Here is a 24185-nt window from a genome sequence, read left to right as displayed (position 1 = left end):
CTAATTTAAAAACGTATTAATTAAAACAAGTTTCCATCACGAACAAGTTCACGAGGTAATCCATTTTTGATTCGGTTACCCACCCATTTTCCTAAGCCAATAACTGCGCCTTTATAAGTAACAATTGTTTCGCCTTTTCCTGAAAAGTCCGGACGTACGTCTCGACCCATATACCATTCACGTGCTTGTTCTGTATTTAGTTCAGCGCAAGTAGGGTTATCGGCTGTCGCGAGTGCCATGATAGCTTCATGTTGCCAGCGATATCCTTTTTTATGGGTTTCAGCAAGTTTAAATCCAATTCGATGGTAGCGCATTTCGCCAATCAATGGCTTCATGCGTTTAGGGAAAGCCCAGACTTCTTTATCTCGGATCCAAAATTCATTATCTTCAGGAATTTCTAATTGTAGTGTTGATTTTAACTCTGCTTCAATAGCTTGTGCTTCTTTATTTGAAGCCGGTGCGAAAGGGAATTTACCTAAGCGCTTTTTCACTTCTGGAGGCGTGGTTGAGCTATTTTTTCGGATCTTAGCAACAAAGAAACCTTCGCTATCAAAAATCTGAGGGTAGATATGTAAGAAGCCTTCTTTTGTTAATGCTTTTTCTGCATTCTCAAATAAGTCACCTAACGGCTCAAACGTGACCGTGTCACCAAATTGTTCAACAAGGTGATGGCAAATGTTTTGGTTTTCTTCGTGGTTTAATGTACAGGTTGAGTACACCATTACGCCGCCTGGTTTTAGGGCATGAAACGCACTTTCAATTAAATCACGTTGAGTATCACCAATTTCGATAACTGATTCAGGGCTCCAGTTATGCATTGCATCTGGGTCTTTACGAATGGTTCCTTCGCCAGAACAAGGGGCATCCAATAAGATTGAGTCAAATGTTTCTGGTAACCAACCACCAAAAACGCGACCATCAAAGTGGGTTAGAGCAACATTGCTTACACCACAACGTTGGATATTTGAGCAAAGTACTTTTACACGACTTGATGAAAATTCGTTAGCAACGAGCGCGCCTTGGTTTTTCATACCAGCAGCCAGTTGTGTGGTTTTAGAACCAGGAGCTGAGGCCATATCGAGAGCCATTTCGATATCATCATTATCTTTTAATAATGCAGTAACAGGCATCATAGAGCTTGCTTCTTGTATATAAAATAAGCCTGCCATGTGTTCAGCGGTGCTACCTAGTTTTACTGTGTCGCTCTCAGGACGAGTAATCCAAAAACCAGTGTCACACCATGGCACAGGTTCTAAATCCCACTGTTTTTCAGCGGCACGTTGTTTAAATTCTTCAACACTGTTTTTTAGGGTATTCACACGAATACTACGACGTAAAGGTCGTTTACAAGCGGCAATAAACTCATCCATTGATAAGTGGGAAGGCATGGTCTCTTGTACTTGTGCCAAGAAAGCGTCAGGAAGAAAAATATTATCGTGCACGGGTGAATCTCATTGGATGATGTAATGGCAGGAAGTGTAAACGCTATTGTGAGTATTGTCTAAATGGAATTAAAGATAATAGATGAAATAGTGTGTTGATGAATAAGAAAAAGGCAGTTGAATGAACATCAACTGCCTTATTTAGTTAACTCTTTGAGCGCTTATTTATTTGGGTTTGGAATGGCAGCATTCCATAATGCCCAATCTTCTTCTGCGGTTTTATGCAGTAAGTAAGATTTATTGGCTTTTGCTTGTGGTTTTAGCGTTTCATCATCCGGTGTAGAGAAAGCAATACCACCACGCAAGATACTATCAACCGTACCAGCTTGAACTTTTGCACCGCTTAAACCAATAGACATATTTACACCTGATACATTCCAGAACACACTGTTTTCTCTAACAAGGTATGCAAATTCAGAGTGAATACCAATCGTGATAATAATGCGATCTGATAAATCACCAAGCCTTACATCAGTCACTTCACCGACTTCGATTTCTCTAAATAGGATAGGTGTCCCAACTTTGACTGAGCCACGAGAAAGCGCTTCTAACGTATATGAAATGAACTGATCACCTTGTGGTTGATCCGACAATGTAAATTGAGTTTTCGCTTTTCCTGAACCAGGCGTTACTTGAATGTAGCTGCCAAGTAGGGTGTCTAGATTTTCTGCGCCAGCTAAGCTAATGCTTGGTTCGACAACCCAGAAATGACTTCCAACGACTGCGATTTGGTCGACATATTCAGGGTAAATACGAGCTTGCACATAAACGTTATTACTAGAGAAGTTTGGTGTGATTTTACTTACTTCACCAACAGAAACACCTTTGTATTTAATTTGTGTTCCTTTGTCTATCGCATTGCTGTCTTTAGCTGTAAACGCGATGATTTTACCAAATTCTTGGGCTTCAGATAGGTTAGAGTAAAGTTTCCACTTTTTACCTAGTTTATTCTCAACACCTTGAATGTTATCAAAACCAATACCACCACGGATCATTGACATTAATGGCGCCGCTTGAATGTTAACACCGCTTAAACTCGCTTCTACATTAACTCCTGAATAGTTCCAAAAAACCGTATCAGATTGAATTAAATGTGCATATTGCTTTTCAATATTTATTTTAATGTTAACGCCATCATTACCTAAGTTGAAATCCGTTACTTTACCCACAACAAGGTTACGATAAAGAATTGGACTGTTTTTTGTGATTGGTGGTAACTCTGTACTAAATAGCGTGAGCTCAGTACTTTTTTCTGTTTTAAATTGTGCCAACTCAGCTAGAGAGCTGTTTTTAAATAAGGTATAGCTTTTTTGTTTATAGCCTTTACCTTCACTCGTAAAGCTAATCGAGCCAGAGATTAATGCTTGAGTTGGTGGCACATCAATGTTTAAACCAGAGTCAGTTAACTCAGCAGAGACACTGCCTGAAACAAAGAATTTGTTGTTTGATTTGATAAGGTGTTTGTATTTTTCAAATACCATTGCATCAAATTTAACTCTGTCATTAACTAGTGCAACATGAGTAATCGAGCCGACCTTAATGCCTTTATACAAGATAGTAGTATCAGGAGTTAAACCAAAAGAGCGAGCTGCATACAGAGAGAAAGTGAGCGCTTTTGCGTCCTGTTTAATCAGTTCTTGTTTACGAATCGCAGTAAATTCACGAGAGCGTTCACCATTGCCCGGCACAAGAGTTAGGAAGTTACCTCGAACAAGGTTGCCAATGTTTTCAACACCAGATAAGCCTAACTTTGCTTCTTCTAATACAAAACGAGAACCATCGTTTAAATAATCTGTAAAGGCAGGTTCAACAGTGGCAGAGGCAATAATGTCTTTTTTATCATCAGATAATTTTAAACTGTTTATTTGACCAATCTCTAAACCACGATACATGATGGCAGAGCCATTCGGGCTAATTTGGTTGTTATCTGGCAGTGTTATTTTAATCGGAATACCACGTCCTGCGGTTTTGATATTAGAGTAAAGTTGAAATTCTTTGCCGTTCTCAATGGCTTTGCCATCATCGGGAGAATCGACGGCAATAGCGCCGCCAATAAGTGCAGATAAGCTTTCAAATTGAACGTCTACGCCATTAAAACCAATATTGGCACCGATGCCACTCGCATTCCAAAAACGGCTTTTAGAAGTGATTAAATGTGCATATTGCTCTTCAATTAATGCTTTGATACGAACGTTGTCTGTTTCGTGGTCGAGTTTGAAGTTGTAGACCTCACCAATAGGAATTTTTTTATAGTAAATTTTTGAGCCAACAGAAATAGACCCTAAATCTTTGGATCGTAACGTCACACTTAATCCAGTGGTGTTTGGTTGAATAGCCGGAGAGTTAGCTAAAGCGGTAAACTTCGTTTTTGCCGCACCAGAACCCGGTAAAATAGCAATGTAGTTACCAGAAACCAGAGCATCTAATCCAGATATACCAGTAAGAGAAGCTTGCGGTTTTACTAACCAAAATTGAGTATTTTCTTTTAATAGGTCACTGGCTTCAGGGTAGATATCCGCATCAACATAAATATTAGAAAGATCCTTTGAAAGGGTGATGTTTTTAACCATACCAACTTCAAGACCTTGATAACGAATCGTTGTTCGGCCAGCCATTAAGCCTTGAGCGTCTTCAAAATAGATTTGAATACGTTGCCCAGCTTCCATTAGGGAAGAATAAACAAGCCAACCACCAAGACATAAAGCGAGTAAAGGTAGGATCCAAAGGGGTGAAATGCCACGCTCTTCTTTGATGTTGACTTGCTCAATCGATGAATCAAGATTTTTTGGTTGGTTCATAATTATCCCAAATTAAACGAGAATCAAAACTTTCGGCTGCTAACATAGTGAATACGACCACTAAACCAAAAGCCACAGCACCGAGGCCGGGAGTAAAATCTAAAATTTGTCCGCGATCTATTAATGTCATCATAATAGAGATAACAAATAAATCCATTACAGACCATTTTCCAATCCATTTAACCGCAGTATAAATGGACATTCTTTGACGATGAAAAACCGAGCGTTTAAATTGCACACAAAGCAATAAATAGCCAAGTCCAAGAATTTTAGCAACAGGTACAATAATACTAGCGATAAAGATAATCGCCGCAATACCATACATATCTGTTCTGATTAAGCCTGCGACACCTGAAAAAATCGTATCTTCTAAGCGTTTACCATTAGTCAGTAAAATTGAGATAGATAAGATATTTGCAGGAATAATGAAGATTGCCGCGGCAATTAAATAAGCCCAGGTTTTTTGAACCGACTTAGGTTTTCTGAAATGAATAGGGCGTTTACAACGAATACAGTGGCTGCCTTTTTGTTGTGTAAAATGACAATGGCCGCAATGAATAGAATGTTCAGGATCTACAATAGGAGCTTCAGTGTCTTGTTGATGCTTTCTTTGCCATACACGCCAATAACGACGAACGCTGACATGAGTAAGTAATAAAGAAGTGACAAATTGAAGAAGAACTAGACCATATAAACCAGAACCCACAAAGATATCGGCATGATCTTGAATTTTGAAACAGGCAATGGCTAAGCTGACTAAAAAGACGTCAAGCATCATCCAATCTTTTAAGTGTTGAACGATTGATAAACTCAGTCGGTAGGTTTTGAACCATTTTTTTCGAAGTGCTAGGTGAGCGATAACCACTGAGCTGCACACAAGAAAAGGAACAATAGAACTGCAAAATAAAATAAGTAACCCAAGCATTGGGAAACCTTCAGCCATTAATGTGATCGTGCCTGAAGGTAAAGTCGCAGGGATCATGACCCCAAATAGTTTGATGGTAACCATTGGGAAAAAATGAGAAGGAATAAACAGCAATAGTGCAGCAATGGCGATAGCAAGATCACTATTTAATGAAATTCTATTTCCACGATAAAGCTGTGTGTTGCAACGAGGGCAATGAGCGTTTTGCTTTTTCTTTACCTTCGCGACTTCAACAACAAGATCACAGCCGTGACAGCGACGAAATTTAGCGTCTTCCACTTCTGTGATCCATTAAATTAGCTTTGAATAGTGCCATACAGTGTTTGATACAGTCCTTGCTGTGTAACTAATTCATGGTGTGTACCCGATTGAGATACTTTACCATCATCTAAAACATAAATAGTATCGGCTTGTTTCACCGCACTTAAACGGTGAGCTACTATGAGTGTAGTACGTCCAACTAAAAAATCACTGAGTGCTTTGTGTAAAGCGGCTTCAGTTGCCGTATCTAATGCCGAAGTTGCTTCATCTAAAATTACAAACTTAGGGTCGGTTAACACCATTCTTGCGATAGCTAACCGTTGACGTTGTCCGCCAGAAAGTTTAACACCTTGACGACCTATTTGGGTATCAAGTCCTTCTGTTAGTTGTGCTACCACATCTTGTAATTGCGCTACATTAAGAGCATCCCAAAGTAAATTATCAGAATAATCAGCGCCTAACGTAAGATTATGCCTTAAAGTATCATTAAATAGTATAGGTTGTTGTAGCACTACTGATATTTGGTTTCTAATATTATCGAATCCAATCTCTTTCGTATTGTGTCCATTAAAGGTAATAGTGCCGTCTGATGGTTGATATAACCCCAGTAATAGCTGAATAAGTGTTGATTTACCCCCTCCGCTAGCGCCAACTAAGGCGACTTTTTCACCTGCTCGAATGTTCAAAGATAAATCATTCAGGACTTGGCATTCATTGTTATAACTGAAATTTATATTGTTAATAGATATTTCAGCGGTATCACTTTTGTAAAATGGGTCGATATCTGAATGAATTTTAGGCTCTTCATCAATATGCAATAGCGCATTAACTCGTTTTAAAGCAGCGGATGCACCATACCAAGAAAATTGAATATTGAGCAATTCTTGAATAGGAGAGAGCATTACCCATAAGTAGTTGAAAATGGCAAACATCTGACCGATACTTAAATCACTAAATAGCACCATGATCATTGCAGCAGCCCGAAACAGCTCAAAACCGAGTAAAAATAATAAGAAAGATAGACGGCCTGCCGCTTCAGATTGCCAAGCAAACTGGTCTGCACTGTGCCTAATGTCATTGGCCTGATTTTTGAGTTGTTCTAAAAAAAGTCGTTCACGATTTGATGCTCGTAATTGATAAATTCCATCTAAGGTTTCAATTAAGCGTGACTGAAAGCGTTCATACGATTGGTTTTCTTTACGTTTCAGATCTTTTACACGGTTTCCAAGCTTACGAGAAAAGTAGATGACGATTGGATTGACAAGAAGAATGAATAAGCCTAATTGCCAGTTAATCCATAATAGAACACCAGCCGTGCCTATAACGGTTAAAAAAGAGACGATAAAGCGACTTAATGTAGGACCAAGGAACTTATCAATCGTATCAATGTCAGTAATGATATGAGAGTTAATACCGCCACTGCCGCGTGATTCATACTCTTTCATACTGATACGACTTAACTTATCTAAGAGTTGCAGTCGAATTTGATAAGTGATCGTTTTTGAAACCAAACTAAATTGGCGACCTTGAACTATATTGAGCATTTGGCTTATTACTCGCATGAGAATAACCAAAACAAGCACAAGAAGGATATAACCCGTCGCATTTTGCCAAGCCGTTGGTAAAAGGTGATTTAAGATCTCAACACCGGACGCAGGTTTATGTAGCAGAACTTCATCTACCATTAATGGCATAAGTAGAGGAATTGGAACGCTAATTAAGGTTGCAATAATAGCGATGATATTTGCTGCAACTAGGCGTGTTTTGTAGTTTTTTGCTTGCCTTAATAGCCAATTCCAGTTAATTGTAGAGGATATGGTACTGCTCATAGTGATAATGATTCCTATTATTATCTTTTCAAAGGCATTGTACTCAGTATAAATAGAGTCGCAAGTGATTGGTACAAATACAGGATAAATAAAAAGATGGAATTAAAACATTACGCGCGATTAACACAGCAAGCTCTGGGTTTGATTGAAGGCGAAACTGACTATATTGCAAATTTGGCAAATATCAGTGCGCTATTGAATATGGAACTGGATGATATTAACTGGGTCGGTTTTTATCTATTTAAAGAAAATGAATTAGTTTTAGGTCCATTCCAAGGTAAACCCGCTTGTATTCGAATTAGCGTAGGGAAGGGAGTGTGCGGCACTGCTTTTGCTACAGAAACTGTTCAACGTATTGACGATGTTCATCAATTTGCTGGTCACATTGCTTGTGATGCAGAAAGTAACTCTGAAATTGTTATTCCATTTTATAAAAATGGAAAACTTGCAGGAGTGTTGGATATTGATAGTCCAAAATTTAATCGATTTAGCGAAATCGACGAAAAAGGACTGGTTGATTTCATGAAAGAAGCAGAAAAGAGACTTTAATTTTCTTTCAGTAGTGGTTTTTCACGCTTAAGTATCTATAATAGCGGAATATCTTTACTAGAAATAAACCTAAATACGGCTAGAACCGTACTATCAGGAAACTACATGGAAAACTCTGAAAAATTAGCGAACAGCAAAGAAGTAATTGCATACATTGCTGAGCGTTTCCCGAAATGCTTTATTTTAGAAGGCGAAGCTAAACCTCTTAAAATTGGTATCTTCCAAGATCTTGCTGAACGTTTAAGCGATGATCCTAAAGTAAGTAAAACTCAGCTACGTGCTGGTTTACGTCAATACACATCTTCTTGGCGTTACCTACACGGTGTTAAGCCGGGCGCATCTCGTGTTGATTTAGATGGTAACCCTTGTGGTGAACTAGAAGAAGAGCACATTGAACACGCTAAAGCGACTCTAGAAGAGAGCAAAGCAAAAGTTGCTACTCGTCGTAAAGAGCAAGCTAAAAAAGCAAGAGAAGAAGCAAAAGCTAAGAAAACAGCTCGTGCTGCTACTCCACCTAAGCGTCGTCCTCAACCTGCTGCGAAGAAAGTTGAACAGCCAGTTGAAACTCGTGCTTTAAACGCTGATGAAATTACTGTTGGTAACAACGTAAGCGTGAACATGGGTAAAGGTAATATGCCTGCGACAATCGTTGAAATTAACAAGGATGATGTACGAATTCGCTTATCGAACGGCCTACAAATGGTTGTTAAAGCGGAGAATCTTCGTTCATAAAGGAGCACTCCCGACGCATGAATTGTCGATTTAGAGTCTCGCTGATTGCTGCTGGCGTTATGCTAGCAGCATCTGCACACGCACTTGAAGCTAAGGTATTAGACGCCAAGTTTTCCGAAACTGACTTACCAGTATTAGCCGCAGAAACGCAGCATGCCACTGCAAGTAAGCGCGTTACTTCTCGTTTTACACGTTCTCATTATAAGCATTTCTCATTAGATGATGACTTTTCGGTTGCCATTTATGAGCGATATTTAGATATGCTTGATTATAATCGAAACGTGTTTACACAAGCAGACCTTGCTTCGTTCGCCCCATTATCAACTCAATTAGATGACCAGTTAAAAGTTGGTGATACCAAAGCCGCTTTTGATATTTATAACTTATCTTTAAAACGCCGTTTTGAACGATATGTTTATGCATTGTCATTATTAGATAAAGAATTTGACTACACAGTTGACGAATCTATTGAACTTGATCGCTCTGAAGCGGCTTGGCCAAAAGATGAAGCTGAGTTAAATGAACTTTGGCGTAAACGTGTTAAATATGATGCACTTAACTTGTCTATGGCAGGTAAAGATTGGCCTGAAATCCAAGAGATGTTAGGCAAGCGTTATAATAATGCGCTTAAGCGTTTAACTCAAAGTCACAATGAAGATGCGTTCCAACTTTACATTAATGCGTTTGCTCGTGAAGTTGATCCTCATACAAGTTATTTATCTCCACGTAATGCAGAGCAATTCCAATCAGAAATGAATTTATCATTAGAAGGAATTGGGGCAGTATTACAAGCAACGGATGACTACACGGTTATTCGTTCTCTGGTTGCTGGTGGACCAGCATTAACAAGTAAGAAGCTTTCTGAAGGCGACCGAATTATCGGTGTTGGCCAAGAAGGTGAAAAAATTGTTGATGTTATTGGATGGCGTTTAGATGACGTTGTTCAACTTATCAAAGGACCAAAAGGGACAAAAGTGAAACTTGAGATCTTGCCTGAAGGTAAGGATTCAAAAAGTCACACTGTCACAATTGTTCGAGATAAGATCCGTTTAGAAGACAGAGCAGTAAAATCTGAAGTTATTGAGCAAGATGGTAAGAAAATTGGTGTACTAGAAGTACCAAGTTTCTATGTTGGTCTTGCTGAAGATACGAAAAAAGAGATTGCTGAGCTAAAAGAGAAAGATATCTCAGGCATTATTGTTGATTTACGTAACAATGGTGGTGGGGCATTAACTGAAGCAACAGCATTATCTGGTTTGTTTATTACTGCAGGACCTGTTGTTCAGGTTCGTGATAGTTACGGACGAGTTAATGTAAATGCAGATACTGATGGTGAAATTTCATATACTGGTCCAATGACGGTTCTCGTTAATCGTTATAGTGCATCAGCTTCCGAAATTTTTGCAGCAGCAATGCAAGATTATGGTCGTGCAGTTATCTTGGGTGAAAACTCATTTGGTAAAGGTACGGTTCAGCAGCATAGATCATTAAATCATATCTATGACTTGTTTGATAAACCACTTGGTCATGTTCAATACACAATTCAGAAATTCTACCGCATTAATGGTGGTAGTACTCAGAATTTAGGTGTTGTTCCTGATATTGCTTTCCCAACAGCTATTGATCCAAAAGATACAGGTGAGAGTGTTGAAGATAACGCACTTCCATGGGATAGCATTAAAGCTGCTGATTATGCTAAAACAAATCAAATTGCAGAAACAATTGAACCATTAGCGAAAAAACATGTTGAACGAATTAAAACCGACGAAGAGTTTGGGTTTATTCAAGAAGACATTGCTCGTTATAAAGCTGAAAAAGACATTACTTCGATTTCATTAAACAAAAAAGTTCGTGAAAAAGAGAGTGATGATGCAGATGCTCGTCGTCTAACTCGTGTAAATGAGAGACAAAAATTACTTGGAAAAGAAGAGTTTAAAACACTTGATGATATTCCAAAAGATTACGAAGTGCCTGATGCTTATTTAGATGAAGCCGTTTCAATTACGATTGATTTAGCATTAATGAATCAGAAAAAATAATCTCAATCTGAATTATTTTAAAACAGAAGTCATAATGGCTTCTGTTTTTTTATGTCTAAAAAACGGCAAATCATTGAATTTACAACTAGGCTTAAAATAGTAAGCATTCTATTTACTTGGAGTCTTGATATGAAGCCGATTATTTTGTCTATATTACTTTTCTTTATTAGTCCCTTTGTATCTAACGCAACGGTAGAGTTAGAAAATAAATCGCTAACGTATTTTGAAAATCCATTTTTATTAGGTGATTGGTATTTCTTTAAACCACCACATATTGAAAATGATTTTGATGTTCTTCATATTCGACTCAATTCTGATCATCAATTTACGATTGAAATGATAAAAGTAGAAAAGAACACTGCAGATTCGTGGTCTGGAGAGTTTCAGTTATCACCAGAGCGAATTTTGTTTAAAGGCGGTGAAGATGAATCTCATGTTTACCATTACCAAGTTAGTCATAACCGACTGTATTTAAATGGTGTTGAATTCTTTAAAGTTGTCCCTGAAACCTACACTGGAGCCTGGCGCTCACAACTCGTTTCTGGTGAAGATATTATGGTAAGTGATGTTCAAAATTTGAATCTGTTTTTAGGCTCAGATTTTATTTTTTCACTAGAAGTGATTTCGAGTACAGGTAAACGAAATCAAAAAATTGGTTATTATTATTTTGAAGATGATGACTTGGTTCTTTTATATGATGAAGGAGAGCAGGAATCGACATTTGAAATTAATGAAAATGCACTTGAGTTAAAAAATGAGCAATTTGGGATGTATGCACTGTTAGTTCGGGATTAATGTTACTCCAAGTATAGAAATATGAGACTAGAATATTTTTTAATAACAAATTTGTTGGATCTTATGCGAGAATGTAGGAGTTAAATAGCTATTATCACTAGCTTTGTTTTCAGTGATAGAAATCATAAGGATATATTATGAGCCAACAACCTCAGGCTAAATTTCGCAGTGATTATCAATCTCCAGAATTCACAATTTCAGATATCGATTTAGTCTTTGATCTCGACGATACCAACACATTAGTTTCGGCCACTTCAAAAGTACAACAATTAAAACAATCTACGGATCTTCTTCTTGAAGGTGAAGGTGAAGGGATGAAGTTGGTGTCTTTAAAAATTGATGATGTTGAGTACAGTGACTTTACTCAAACAGACACTCAACTAACTATTCATAATGTTAGCGGTGATTTTACATTAGCTATCATTACTGAAATTAATCCTCAAGAAAATACCGCATTAGAAGGTTTGTACAAATCAGGTGATGGATTCTGTACTCAATGTGAAGCAGAAGGTTTCCGCCGAATTACCTATTATTTGGATCGTCCTGATGTTCTTGCTCGTTTCACCACAAAAGTGATTGCTGATAAAGACGCATATCCACATTTATTAAGTAACGGCAATCGCATCAGCCAAGGTGATCTTGACGGTGGAAAACACTTTGTTCACTGGCAAGACCCATTCCCAAAACCGGCTTATCTTTTTGCTTTAGTTGCGGGTAATTTTGATGTATTAACAGATACTTATAAAACTAAATCTGGCCGTGATGTTGCGCTAGAGATTTATGTTGATCAAGGTAATCTAGATAGAACGCCTCATGCAATGGCTTCTTTGATTAATTCAATGAAGTGGGATGAAGAGCGTTTCGATTTGGAGTATGACCTTGATATTTACATGATTGTTGCCGTTGATTTCTTCAACATGGGTGCGATGGAAAACAAAGGCTTAAACGTATTTAACTCTAAATTTGTTTTGGCTAAACAAGAAACAGCAACAGATACTGACTATTTAGGTATTGAAGCGGTAATCGGTCACGAATATTTTCATAACTGGACTGGTAACCGAGTGACTTGCCGTGACTGGTTCCAATTAAGTTTAAAAGAAGGTTTAACGGTTTTCCGTGATCAAGAGTTCTCATCTGATCTTGGTTCTCGTTCAGTAAATCGAATTAGTAATGTTTGTATTATGCGTGGACCACAATTTGCTGAAGATGCGAGTCCAATGGCTCACCCAATTCGTCCCGAAAAAGTGATAGAGATGAATAACTTCTATACTTTAACGGTATACGAAAAGGGCAGTGAAGTGATCCGTATGATGCATACCTTATTAGGTGAAGCGAATTTCCAAAAAGGAATGAAACTTTATTTTGAACGTCATGATGGTACCGCTGCAACCTGTGAAGATTTTGTATTGGCAATGGAAAATGCATCGGGCATCGATCTGACTCAATTCCGTCGTTGGTATAGTCAGTCAGGTACACCGGTACTGACGGTGAGTTCTTCTTATAATGATGTTAAAAATGAATACGCTTTAACGGTAAAACAACATACTCCAGCAACAGAAGATCAAACGGATAAATTACCACTTCATATTCCTTTTGATATTGAGCTATATGCACAGGATGGTTCAGTTATTCAGTTACGCTGTAACAATGAAAAAATCAGCAATGTATTGAATGTAACTGAAGAAGAACAAACTTTTATTTTTGAGCAAGTTTCTGAAAAACCAGTTGTTTCTTTACTTCGTGAGTTTTCAGCTCCTGTTAAATTAAATTACGCTTATTCAGATGAAGAGTTGATTTTCTTAATGGTTCACGCACAAAACGACTTTGCTCGTTGGGATGCAGGCCAAATGTTATTAGCTAACTATATTCGTAAGAACATCGCTAATATTCAAGATGACAAAGAACTTGTTCTTCCTCAAGCTGTCGTTGATGCGTTCCGTGGTGTATTACTCAATGCTGAATTAGAACATGCTTTTATTGCGGAAATGTTTGTATTACCAAACCATAATGAAATCACCGGTTGGTTTGATACAGTCGATGTCGATGCGATTGATAAAGCACTTGGATTTATCAAACAAACATTAGCGACAGAATTGAAAGATGAATTTTCTGCTACGTATCATAGTTTAAAACAGGGTAGTTACTCTGTAGAACATGATGCAATTGGCAAACGAGCTTTACGAAACTGTTCATTAAGTTATCTTGCAAAAACAGAAATTGGTGAAGCGTTAGTTGAGGCACAGTATCAAGATGCAGACAACATGACAGATACTATGGCTGCAATGGGGGCCGCGAATGCCGCTGAGCTTTCAATTCGTCAAACATTAATGGATGATTTTAGTGCGAAATGGTCACATGACGGATTAGTTATGGATAAGTGGTTTATTCTTCAAGGATCAAACCCAAGTTCAGAAGCGTTATCAATCATCAAAGAAACAATGAACCACAAAGCGTTTAGTTTGAAAAATCCAAACCGAACACGTAGCTTAATTGGTTCATTTGCTGGTGGTAATGCGGTTAACTTCCATAGTAAAACTGGCGAAGGGTACGCATTCTTAGGGGATATTCTTATTGAAATGAATGAGAGTAACCCACAAGTTGCTTCACGTTTGGTTGATCCATTATTGAAATTTAAGAAATACGATAGTGATCGTCAATCGCTTATCAAGGCTCAACTACAACGCTTGGCGGATCTTGATAACCTAGCCAAAGATCTTTATGAGAAGGTAACGAAAGCATTAGCTTAATTATTCGATCTTAATTCATGAAAATGGTCAGTATTTTACTGGCCATTTTTTTATTTAAGATCCAAAATAGAAAAATAAATCAGTCATATATCCAATATGTAATAGAGAACAATGAACAAATTTTATTACTTCAGAATGAATGTTACTTATCAGGCGTTTTTAAGTCATTATTCTGGTGCAGCAAGCACGGTGTTAGTCGTAACAGAGCAAGGGTTAAAATTGCAATTGCCCGCGTCACGTTTTCGTTCGTTTCTGACTCAACTAGGAGTGAAAGGACGCTTCAGATTGACAACAGACCAAAATAATCGTTTTCTAAATCTAGAGCAAGTAGGATAAACCGCTACCTTAATCACAAATCTAACGATTAAGCTTCTAGCACGCAAAAAAGTCATAACGTTTCTGCCATATAATCCTTACAATGTAAGGTGCGTGGGCAGTTTCAACTGCTACACTATATAAATAATACTAATCATAAAAAACGGAGCATTCGCTTTATGACGACGCGTGATCCTATTGTTCCTGTACTACTTGAGAAAGTGTACGCTCTTATTGCTGAAAAGCTTGAAATGCCTCAACAATCCCTAATAACGCAACTTGCTCAGCGTTTATTTGCCAACATTGATGATGACGATTTACTGCAACGCAATGAGTCAGATATGTATGGTGCAACACTCAGTCTTTGGAACCACTTATCTGATGTTAAGATATCGGATATTTCGGTTCGTGTTTTTAATCCTAAACTCAGTCAAGATGGGTGGCAGTCAACACATACCGTAGTTGAGATCGTCACACCAGATAGCCCATTTTTAGTTGATTCCGTAAAAATGGCTTTAGCTCGTTTAGATATGACGAGCCATTTTATGCTTCATGGACCACATTGTTTTGGCCGTAACGAAAGCGGTGAGATCATTTCAGTCTGTGAGAGTAACGCTGAGATGCAACAAACTCTATTCCATTTTGAAGTTGATCATTTAAATGACAAGGTTGAAATGGAAAGGCTTCAAAATGAATTGCTCATTGTTCTACAAGATATCCATCGGGTCGTGAATCAATGGAAACCGATGTCAGATAAATTGACAGAGGTAATTGAAGAATTAAAAACGTCGGATTTACCAATAGTAAAAGAAGAGATAGATGAAGCCATTTCATTTCTTTCTTGGCTTAAAAATCACAACTTCACTTTGATGGGTTATAAGAACTTTGATTTACAAGCAGTAGAAGGTGATCATGAGTTGGTTCCAACCCAAGAAGAAGGGTTAGGGCTGTTCTCATTAGCGTCACGAATTCATACGACAAAGCTTTCCGAAATGCCATCTTCTGCACGAGCTGCAGCAAAGAAATCAGATCTTCTTATTCTTACCAAATCAAACACCAAATCACGAATTCACCGTCCTGCTTATACTGATTACATCGGTATCAAACGTTTAAATAAAGAAGGTAAGGTAATAGGCGAACATCGCTTTACAGGTCTTTATACGTCAACAGCATATAACCAAAGCGTTTCAAACATTCCATTATTGAGTAATAAAGTTGAACGTATCTTGGATGCGAGCAAATACATTAAGGGCTCACACTCTTATAAAGCTCTGCATAATATTCTAGAAACGTACCCACGAGATGAATTATTCCAAGCTAATGAAGAAGAGATGCTTGAAGTTGGCGTGGGTGTGGTAAAAATGCAAGATCGTGATTTATTACGATTATTTGTCCGTCGTGATCCATTTGGACGCTTTTTTTCATGCATGGTGTATGTCACTAAAGAGCGTTATAACACAGAGTTACGCCGGCAAACTCAGCGCATATTACAAAATTATTTTGGCTCAAAACAAGAAGTTGAATTTACGACTTTCTTCTCTGAAAGTGCGTTAGCAAGAACGCATTACATCGTTCGTGTCGATAATAATAATGGCGATATTAATGTGAAAGACATTGAAAATAATCTAATGGAAGCCGCTTCAACTTGGGATGATCGTCTTTGTGATGTGATTGTTGCTAATTTAGGTGAGAGCAAAGGAACGGCAATAGCTAAACAGTATCAACGTGCTTTTCCTCGCTCGTATAAAGAAGCGACATTACCAGGTTCAGCGGTTGCTGATATTGAACGATTAGAACTGCTAAACGATGATAACAAATTAGGTATGCTTTTCTATCGTCCACAAGAAGAGAAGAAAGGTTCAGCTAACGTTAAATTAAAATTGTTCCATCGTGATGAGCCAATTCACTTATCTGATGTGATGCCAATGCTTGAAAACCTAGGGTTACGAGTTATTGGAGAGTCACCATATGCGGTGAAAAAGAGTGATGGATCGGTTGATTGGATCTTAGATTTCTCGATGATTCATAATGGATCTGCTGAGGTGGATCTTCGTCAAGCTCGTGATCGTTTTCAAGAAGCGTTTGCTCAGATTTGGAATGGTCAATTAGAGAGTGATGGCTTTAACCGATTGGTTCTAGGTGCTGGTTTATCTGGCCGCGAAGTGACTATTCTACGTGCTTATGCGCGTTATATGCGTCAAGTTGGCTTCCCATTTAGTCAGCAATATATTGAAGATACATTATCAACTCACACTGATTTAGCGGTTTCTGTGGTTAAACTGTTTGAACTCCGCTTTGATCCTAAATCGAATTGGTCTGATAAAAAAGAACAAAAACAACTAGATGCCATTTATTCAAGCTTGGATAAAGTAGAGAGTCTAGATGATGATCGTATTATTCGCCGTTATGTAGAAATGATCGTTGCGACGTTACGTACCAACTACTATCAAACAGCAGAAGATGGACAAGCTAAGCCTTGGTTATCGTTAAAGATGCAACCATCAAATATTCCTGAAATCCCAGCACCAGTACCTGCGTATGAAATTTTCGTTTATGCGCCAGATATTGAAGGTGTGCATTTACGTGGTGGAAAGGTAGCTCGTGGTGGATTACGTTGGTCCGATAGACAAGAAGATTTCCGAACCGAAGTGCTTGGCTTAGTTAAAGCACAACAAGTTAAAAATACGGTTATTGTTCCTGTTGGTGCAAAAGGCGGTTTTGTTTGTAAGAAACAGCATAACTTTACGACTCGTGAAGATATCTTTGCTGAAGGTCAACGCTGCTATAAACAATTCATTCGAGCGTTATTGGATGTATCTGATAATATTATTGAAGGTGAGGTGGTTCCTCCATCTAATGTTGTTCGCCACGACGATGATGATCCGTATTTGGTTGTTGCAGCAGATAAAGGTACCGCAACCTTTTCTGATTTAGCAAACTCAGTATCAGAAGAATATAACTTCTGGTTAGGGGATGCATTTGCTTCCGGTGGTTCTAATGGTTATGACCATAAAGCCATGGGTATTACGGCAAAAGGGGCTTGGGAATCGGTAAAACGTCATTTCCGTGAAATGGGAATTGATTGTCAAACGACGGATTTTACAGCCATTGGTGTCGGTGATATGGCCGGTGATGTGTTTGGTAATGGCATGCTTTTATCAAAACATATTCGACTGCAAGCCGCGTTTAACCATTTGCATATCTTTATCGATCCAAATCCTAATTCTGAATTGACTTGGCCAGAGCGTAAACGTCTATTTGAGCTTCAGGGATCGAGTTGGGAAGATTATGATAAATCATTGATCTCTCAAGGTGGTGGTATTTTCTCTCGCCGAGCTAAATCGATCGAACTTTCTCCTGAAATTCAGAAAATGTTAGGTACTCGTAAGCAATCTCTTGCTCCAAATGATCTTATTCAGATGATCTTAAAAATGGAGGTTGATCTGTTATGGAACGGCGGGATTGGTACTTACGTTAAATCCAGTAAAGAAACCAGTGTTGATGTTGGTGACCGTGCTAATGATGCCTTACGTATCAATGGCTCAGAGCTAAATGCTAAAGTGGTTGGCGAGGGTGGTAACTTAGGCATGACTCAATTAGGGCGTATTGAATATGCACTAAAAGGTGGTCGAGTTAACACCGATTTTGTTGATAATGTTGGTGGAGTTGATTGTTCTGATAACGAAGTAAACATTAAGATCTTGCTGAATGGCTTAGTGGCTAATGGTGATCTTACTTATAAACAACGCAACGTACTTCTTGAGAAAATGGAAGATGAAGTCGGTGAAATTGTTCTTGATGATGCGTATTGTCAGTCTGAATCGATCTCTGTAACAGAGCAACAAGGTACATCATTGGTGAAAGAGCAGATCCGCTTTATTCACCACTTGGAAAAACAAGGTAAGTTAGATCGTGCTTTAGAGTTTATTCCAGACGATGAAACTTTAATTGAGCGTGAGAAAATGGGGCAGGCATTAACTCGTCCAGAGCTTTCTGTTCTTGTTGCCTACGGAAAAATGGTATTAAAAGATCAGCTAGCTTGTGATGAAATCGCAAATAATCCGTATCATGCTGATTTATTAACAACGTATTTCCCAACTGAGTTACAACGTAACTATAAAGCTGCAATGGATAACCATCCATTACGTTCAGAGATTATTGCGACATGTTTAGCCAACCAGATGGTTAACGAGATGGGCTGCAATTTTATCACTCGTCTGCAAGAAGAAACAGGTTACGCTGTCACTGATATTGCTAATGCGTATGCCGCAACTCGGGCTATCTTTGAATTTGGTGATTTATTTAAGCAAATTCGCGATCTGGATAATACGGCGACAACGGAAGCACAATATGAAGCCTTCTTTGCAATGCGCCGAACCATTCGTCGTGTTACTCGATGGTTATTGCGTAATGGCTCTCAAAATATGTCCATTCAAACACTTATCGAAAAATACAAATCAGCGGTTGATGATATTAAAGTGAATCTCGATGGGTATTTGGTTAATGATGAGGTGGTGGAACATATTGAACAAGCGAATCATTACTTTGAGTTAGGGGTTCCATGTGAACTTGGTAATGTGCTAGCACGCTTAAGTAGCTTATATTCAGCGATGGATATTTCAGAAGTTGCAGAAGCCGCAGGGCAACCTGTGTCTGTCGCATCACGTTTATATTATGTATTAGGTGATAAATTATCGCTTCATTGGTTCTTGAAGCAAATTAACAACCAAGGAGTTGATAATCATTGGCAGGCTTTGGCTCGAGCATCGTTTAGGGAAGATCTTGATTGGCAACAACGCCAATTAACAACACTGGTTTTGGCTGAATATAAAGATGATACAAGCATCGAAAATGCAATAGAGGAATGGTGCTTAAATAACACCGCTTCTGTAGAGCGTTGGGAAAGTATCTTGAATGAATTTAAGGTCGGTTCTGTGCACGAATTTGCTAAATTTTCAGTCGCATTGAGAGAATTAACCTTATTAAATTTGAGTTGTTCTTCTGCTGTAATAAGATAAAAAAGCATAGCTTAAAATAGGGCAAGCCAAACGTTTGCTCTTCTATAAGGAAAGTGATTTTTTATTCACTTTCCTTTTTTATTACCCCGAGAATTTTCTCATTTACTTACATTTTTAATCGGAAAGAATGAATATATAATAATTTTGATAAATGTGAGATGTCAGTTTGCAATAATTAATTATGAATAAAGTACGATTAAGTTTGAATTGTGAATAAAATCAGTGAATAATGTCTCCCCGTTTATACGGGACTTAATTTTGGAGTTACAATGTTATATCGCATCGCCAGAGCTGGCATTTTCAAACTTGATGCTGAAAAAGCACATGACCTAGCAATTCAAAATTTCAAACGCTTCAACGGCACTCCTCTTGATATCTTCTATCGTCAAAACCTTGCTTCTAAACCGGTAGAAGTGATGGGTATTAAATTCAAAAATCCTGTTGGCCTTGCTGCTGGCCTTGATAAAAACGGTGAATGTATTGAAGCATTTGGCGCTATGGGTTTTGGATTTGTAGAAGTTGGCACTGTAACACCTCGTCCTCAATCTGGTAATGATAAACCACGCTTGTTCCGTCTTATTGAAGCTGAAGGTATTATTAACCGTATGGGATTTAATAACCTAGGCGTAGATAACCTTGTTGAGAACGTTAAGAAAGCAAAATTCGATGGCGTTATCGGCATTAACATTGGTAAAAACAAGGATACACCAATTGAAAAGGGCACGGAAGATTACCTAATCTGCATGGAAAAGGTATATCAATATGCAGGTTATATTGCGATAAACATTTCATCTCCAAATACTCCAGGACTTCGAACTCTTCAGTATGGTGAAGCGTTAGATGATCTTTTATCTCAATTAAAAGAGAAACAAAAAGAGTTAGCAGAGAAATACGGTAAGTATGTACCTATTGCACTTAAGATCGCTCCGGATCTAGAAGACGATGAATTGACTCAAATTGCAGAATCATTGATCAAATATAAAATTGATGGTGTGATTGCCACAAACACAACATTAGATCGTTCAATGGTTGAAGGCATGAAGCATGCTGAAGAGATGGGCGGTTTAAGTGGACGTCCAGTTCAAACTCGCAGTACTGAAGTTGTTCGCCGTCTTAAAGAATTGCTTGGCGACAACCTACCAATTATAGGTGTAGGTGGTATTGACTCTTATGTAGCAGCAAAAGAGAAGATGGTTGCTGGTGCAGAACTTGTTCAAGTATATTCTGGATTTATTTATAAAGGTCCTGGCCTTGTTCGAGATATTGTCAACAACATTTAAGGCTAAAATTTCAACAGTAAGTTGATTACAAATGATTTTAAGAAAGGGGAGAATAATATTTTCCCCTTTTTTTATTGCTAACCTCTTGTAAAATTAACAGTTAATTGCATCAATGAATTTTTTACGCGAAAACAGACGGAAATTTTCGCTATAAAATTGCATCCATTGATATTTGGCTGGCACGGGATTTTTCCCATTTTCAAGAGAGAATTCATAATGCTTAAACCTAGTGATACATGGACTTGGTATTACGATAATAAAGCACAATCTCTAATGCTTGATTTGGGCATGGATATGGTCTTTTGTGTAAACCTTCCACATAAAGTATTAGTTGAAGGCGCATTTTCTGAGTGCAAATTCTCTGTAGATGATGCATCTGCCTATCAAATGTTCGTTGAACACATTTCTTATCTCCCTTTATCTGAACCTCGTAAAGTAGAGCTCGCTCTTAATTGTGTAGCAGCTAAACGTTTTCATAAGCCTATGCTTCCTAAAAGCTGGTTTTTTGATACTCAAAGCGATGCAGGCTATGCTCCAGAAGAAGGTGAAGTTATCTCTCTTAAGAATGATTTAGGGGAAGGGCACTTCATTATTGTTGAGAACTACGAATGTGCCAGTATGTGTATGTTGGTGGACATGGACGCTTTCGCTCTAAATCCGACTAAATACATGGCGTTTTGTGAACCAATTAAAGTAATGCATGACCGCATGGCTCCAATGCAGGTAGTCAACTCTTCGTACTATGCAATGGTAGGTTAAGGCAAAGCGACGTTTCCTTTCTTTGATACCGCTATCAACCAACACTTCTCTAATTAAATACATACCTCACAATAGTATTAATATGCATCTATAGAACGGCTAAATGCTGTCTTGTTGGATTGTATTTATCTATCTAATCGTTTGCTTGAAATAGGTGAGTCACATCGTGGTATTTAGATTTCTAAAGGTGCTAATGCTGAAAACGTTCAACATTTAAACTCTTAAAAATGAGACCTAGAGCCAAGAAGTATAAAAAAACAACACTCAGAACAATAGTTTAGTACGTCTATAAATAGGTCTTTTCACTATTATTTTCCCTGTTTTTCGTGTTTTGTAAGTAAATTACATGACTAATTTACCACTGGTATAGTCCAGATTTCATGGTGGGTGTTGCTTTATTTTGTGTTTCTTTGTGGAAACGAGGTTTGGGCTTGCTTTCTTGTTTGATTAATAAGCTTTTGTTTTAAAAGAAATTAAGGGGATAAAAGAGTTGTTATTTATCTGCTATCTAAATGTCCTATTTCATATAGATTCATGTATAATGCGAGGCAATTTAATAACGAAAAGAATCCCATGAAAAAATACTTAGCCATTACTTCTAAAGGCCTTGAAAACTTACTTGCAGATGAACTAATTGCACTTGGTGTGACTGACCCTAAAGTGGTTCACGCTGGTGTTAAATTCGAAGCACCAATCGAGGTCGTTTATCGTTGTTGTTTGTGGAGCCGTATTGCTTCACGTTTCATTCAAATTCTTTCTGAGTTCGATGTCCGTGATGATATGGACTTATACCTAGGTGCTTCTTCAATTAACTGGCCTAGTTATTTCTCTGCTGATAAAACGCTAGTGGTGGACTTTAACGGTACTAACCGTGAGATTCGAAATAGTCAGTACGGTGCGTTAAAAGTAAAAGATGCGATTGTTGACCGTTTTACAAAGGCTGACTTAGCACGTCCAAACATCAGTAAAGTAGAACCAGACTTACGTGTTCATATGCGTTTATCAGGCGAGAAAGGGATTCTTGGCTTTGATTTAGTGGGTTCGGGTTTGCACCAACGTGGCTACCGTACTGAGGCTGGTCGTGCACCACTTCGTGAAACACTAGCTGCAGCACTTGTTATGCGTAGTACATGGGATGAGTCAAAACCTCTACTAGATCCAATGTGTGGTTCAGGTACATTACTGATTGAAGCGGCACTAATGGCATGTGAAATGGCTCCTGGTGTTAAGCGTGAGAAGTGGTGTTTTGAAGCACTGAATGATTTTGATGCTGAGCTTTGGGCTGAGATTCGTTCTGAGGCTCGTGTAAAGAGTCGCCGTGGCGTTAAGAAAGTTGATGCTCGTTTCTACGGTTTTGATCGTGATTACCGTGTCATTCAAACGGCTCGTGAAAACGCACGTCGTGCAGGCGTTGAAGATTTAATTACATTTGATGTGGGTGATGCAACCAAAGTTGAGCGTCCAGAAGGGTTTGAAAACGGTGTTATTCTTTGTAACCCTCCTTATGGTGAGCGTCTAAGTACAGAGCCTGCATTGATTGCACTGTACAGCGAATTTGGTCGTCAATTAAAAGAAGTATTTGGCGGTTGTACGGCATCTATCTATTCAAGCAATGATGATCTACTTGCTTGTTTACGTATGCGTGCAGATAAGCAATTTAAATTGAACAATGGTGCATTACCTTGTGTTCAGAAAAACTACTCAATTACTGAATCTGCTGAACGTAAAGAAGCGGTAAGTGTTGAGGTAGCTCCTGAGTTCATGAACCGTCTTAAAAAGAACATTGGCAAGATTGGTAAATGGGCACGTAAAGAGAAGCTAGATTGTTACCGTATCTACGATGCTGACTTACCAGATTACAATGCAGCAATTGATGTTTATAAAGATTACATCATCATTCAAGAATACGCAGCACCAAAAACGATTTCAGAAGATAAAGCGCGTCGTCGTTTAACGGATATGATCCGTGCAACGGTTCTAGTAACGGGTGTTGAAACAAATAACGTTATTTTAAAAGTTCGTCAAAAACAATCAGGCAAAAATCAATATCAAAAACTGGCAGAGAAATCTCGTTATTTTGATGTTGAAGAGTACGGTGTGAAACTGATTGTTAACCTACAAGATTACTTAGATACCGGTTTATTCTTAGATCATAAATTGACTCGTAAAATGTTAGGTGAAATGGCAGCAGGAAAAGACTTCCTAAACCTATTTGCTTACACAGGTTCAGCAACCGTTCATGCTGCTTGTGGTGGTGCTAAATCTACCATGACGATTGATATGTCTCGTACCTACTTAGAGTGGGCGCAGAAGAACATGAATACCAATGGTCAAACGGGGACACAACATCAATTCTTACAAGCTGACTGTTTACAATGGCTACAACAAGCGGACGGTGAATTCGATTTAATCTTTATCGACCCACCAACGTTCTCTAACTCTAAGCGTATGGAACAAACGTTTGATGTACAGCGTGATCACATTATGTTGCTTGAAAACTTAAAACGTATGCTACGTGAGAACGGTACTATTGTATTCTCTAACAATAAACGTAACTTCAAAATGGATGATGCGGCATTAGAGAAAGCAGGGCTTAAAGCGAAGAATATTTCTAAGCAAACTTTGCCTCTTGATTTTGCACGTAACAAGCATATCCATAACTGTTGGATTATTACCCACAAGGAAGACTAAGAGAT

At 38.3% G+C, this 24185-nt stretch carries 14 protein-coding genes; 10 read left to right on the top strand and 4 right to left on the bottom strand.

Annotated elements, in window-relative coordinates:
* Nucleotides 1-20: 20 nt before the first annotated feature.
* The 4 genes from rsmF to GNP81_RS06410 all read right to left on the bottom strand — a co-directional run bounded on the left by rsmF (nt 21) and on the right by GNP81_RS06410 (nt 7255).
* Nucleotides 21-1442 carry a 16S rRNA (cytosine(1407)-C(5))-methyltransferase RsmF gene (gene rsmF / locus GNP81_RS06425; RefSeq protein WP_336495420.1) on the bottom strand — a complete coding sequence of 474 codons (1422 nt, stop codon included), beginning with the start codon at nt 1440-1442 and terminating at the stop codon, nt 21-23.
* 161 nt (nt 1443-1603) lie between these two features.
* Nucleotides 1604-4240 (bottom strand): MlaD family protein, encoded by a 2637-nt coding sequence (locus GNP81_RS06420; protein WP_155674428.1) that lies wholly within the window; start codon nt 4238-4240, stop codon nt 1604-1606.
* Nucleotides 4218-5444, bottom strand: a complete 1227-nt coding sequence (locus tag GNP81_RS06415; protein WP_336495419.1) for a paraquat-inducible protein A — start codon at nt 5442-5444, stop codon at nt 4218-4220. The genes GNP81_RS06420 and GNP81_RS06415 overlap by 23 nt, the downstream gene beginning before the upstream one ends.
* Nucleotides 5445-5461: 17 nt before the next feature.
* Nucleotides 5462-7255: an ABC transporter ATP-binding protein gene (locus GNP81_RS06410; protein ID WP_155674429.1), complete on the bottom strand. Its 1794-nt coding sequence runs from the start codon at nt 7253-7255 to the stop codon at nt 5462-5464.
* Between the two features lie 96 nt (nt 7256-7351).
* On the opposite strand from GNP81_RS06410, the gene GNP81_RS06405 reads away from it, so the two are divergent.
* From GNP81_RS06405 to rlmKL, 10 genes are all read left to right on the top strand, one after another.
* Entirely contained in the window at nt 7352-7804 is a 453-nt protein-coding gene (locus tag GNP81_RS06405; RefSeq protein WP_065595148.1) for a GAF domain-containing protein, read from the top strand.
* A 105-nt stretch (nt 7805-7909) separates the two neighbouring features.
* The gene (gene proQ, locus GNP81_RS06400; RefSeq protein ID WP_005419190.1) at nt 7910-8536 is read left to right on the top strand and encodes an RNA chaperone ProQ; all 627 of its coding nucleotides are present in this window, start codon (nt 7910-7912) and stop codon (nt 8534-8536) included.
* A 17-nt stretch (nt 8537-8553) separates the two neighbouring features.
* On the top strand, nt 8554-10575 hold the full coding sequence (gene prc, locus GNP81_RS06395) for a carboxy terminal-processing peptidase (RefSeq protein ID WP_155657201.1): 2022 nt from the start codon (nt 8554-8556) through the stop codon (nt 10573-10575).
* Between the two features lie 129 nt (nt 10576-10704).
* A complete protein-coding gene (locus GNP81_RS06390) occupies nt 10705-11370 on the top strand; it encodes a hypothetical protein (protein ID WP_196587417.1) in 666 nt (221 codons plus the stop codon).
* Between the two features lie 137 nt (nt 11371-11507).
* Nucleotides 11508-14117 carry an aminopeptidase N gene (gene pepN / locus GNP81_RS06385; protein ID WP_155674431.1) on the top strand — a complete coding sequence of 870 codons (2610 nt, stop codon included), beginning with the start codon at nt 11508-11510 and terminating at the stop codon, nt 14115-14117.
* 111 nt (nt 14118-14228) lie between these two features.
* Nucleotides 14229-14453, top strand: coding sequence for a DUF2835 domain-containing protein (locus tag GNP81_RS06380; protein WP_005419199.1), 225 nt, complete (start codon nt 14229-14231; stop codon nt 14451-14453).
* Nucleotides 14454-14611: 158 nt separating this feature from the next.
* Nucleotides 14612-19450, top strand: coding sequence for an NAD-glutamate dehydrogenase (locus GNP81_RS06375; protein WP_155674432.1), 4839 nt, complete (start codon nt 14612-14614; stop codon nt 19448-19450).
* A gap of 269 nt (nt 19451-19719) precedes the next feature.
* Nucleotides 19720-20730 carry a quinone-dependent dihydroorotate dehydrogenase gene (gene pyrD / locus GNP81_RS06370; protein ID WP_155674433.1) on the top strand — a complete coding sequence of 337 codons (1011 nt, stop codon included), beginning with the start codon at nt 19720-19722 and terminating at the stop codon, nt 20728-20730.
* A 216-nt stretch (nt 20731-20946) separates the two neighbouring features.
* Entirely contained in the window at nt 20947-21489 is a 543-nt protein-coding gene (locus GNP81_RS06365; RefSeq protein ID WP_005419205.1) for a cell division protein ZapC, read from the top strand.
* Between the two features lie 573 nt (nt 21490-22062).
* Nucleotides 22063-24180 carry a bifunctional 23S rRNA (guanine(2069)-N(7))-methyltransferase RlmK/23S rRNA (guanine(2445)-N(2))-methyltransferase RlmL gene (gene rlmKL, locus GNP81_RS06360; RefSeq protein WP_005419206.1) on the top strand — a complete coding sequence of 706 codons (2118 nt, stop codon included), beginning with the start codon at nt 22063-22065 and terminating at the stop codon, nt 24178-24180.
* Nucleotides 24181-24185 lie beyond the last annotated feature (5 nt).

Source organism: Aliivibrio fischeri (assembly GCF_009727955.1).
In the GTDB taxonomy this organism is placed as follows: Bacteria; Pseudomonadota; Gammaproteobacteria; order Enterobacterales; family Vibrionaceae; genus Aliivibrio; species Aliivibrio fischeri_A.
The sequence above is the reverse complement of the archived record's forward strand: the minus strand, read 5'-3'. Positions and strand labels throughout refer to the sequence as shown.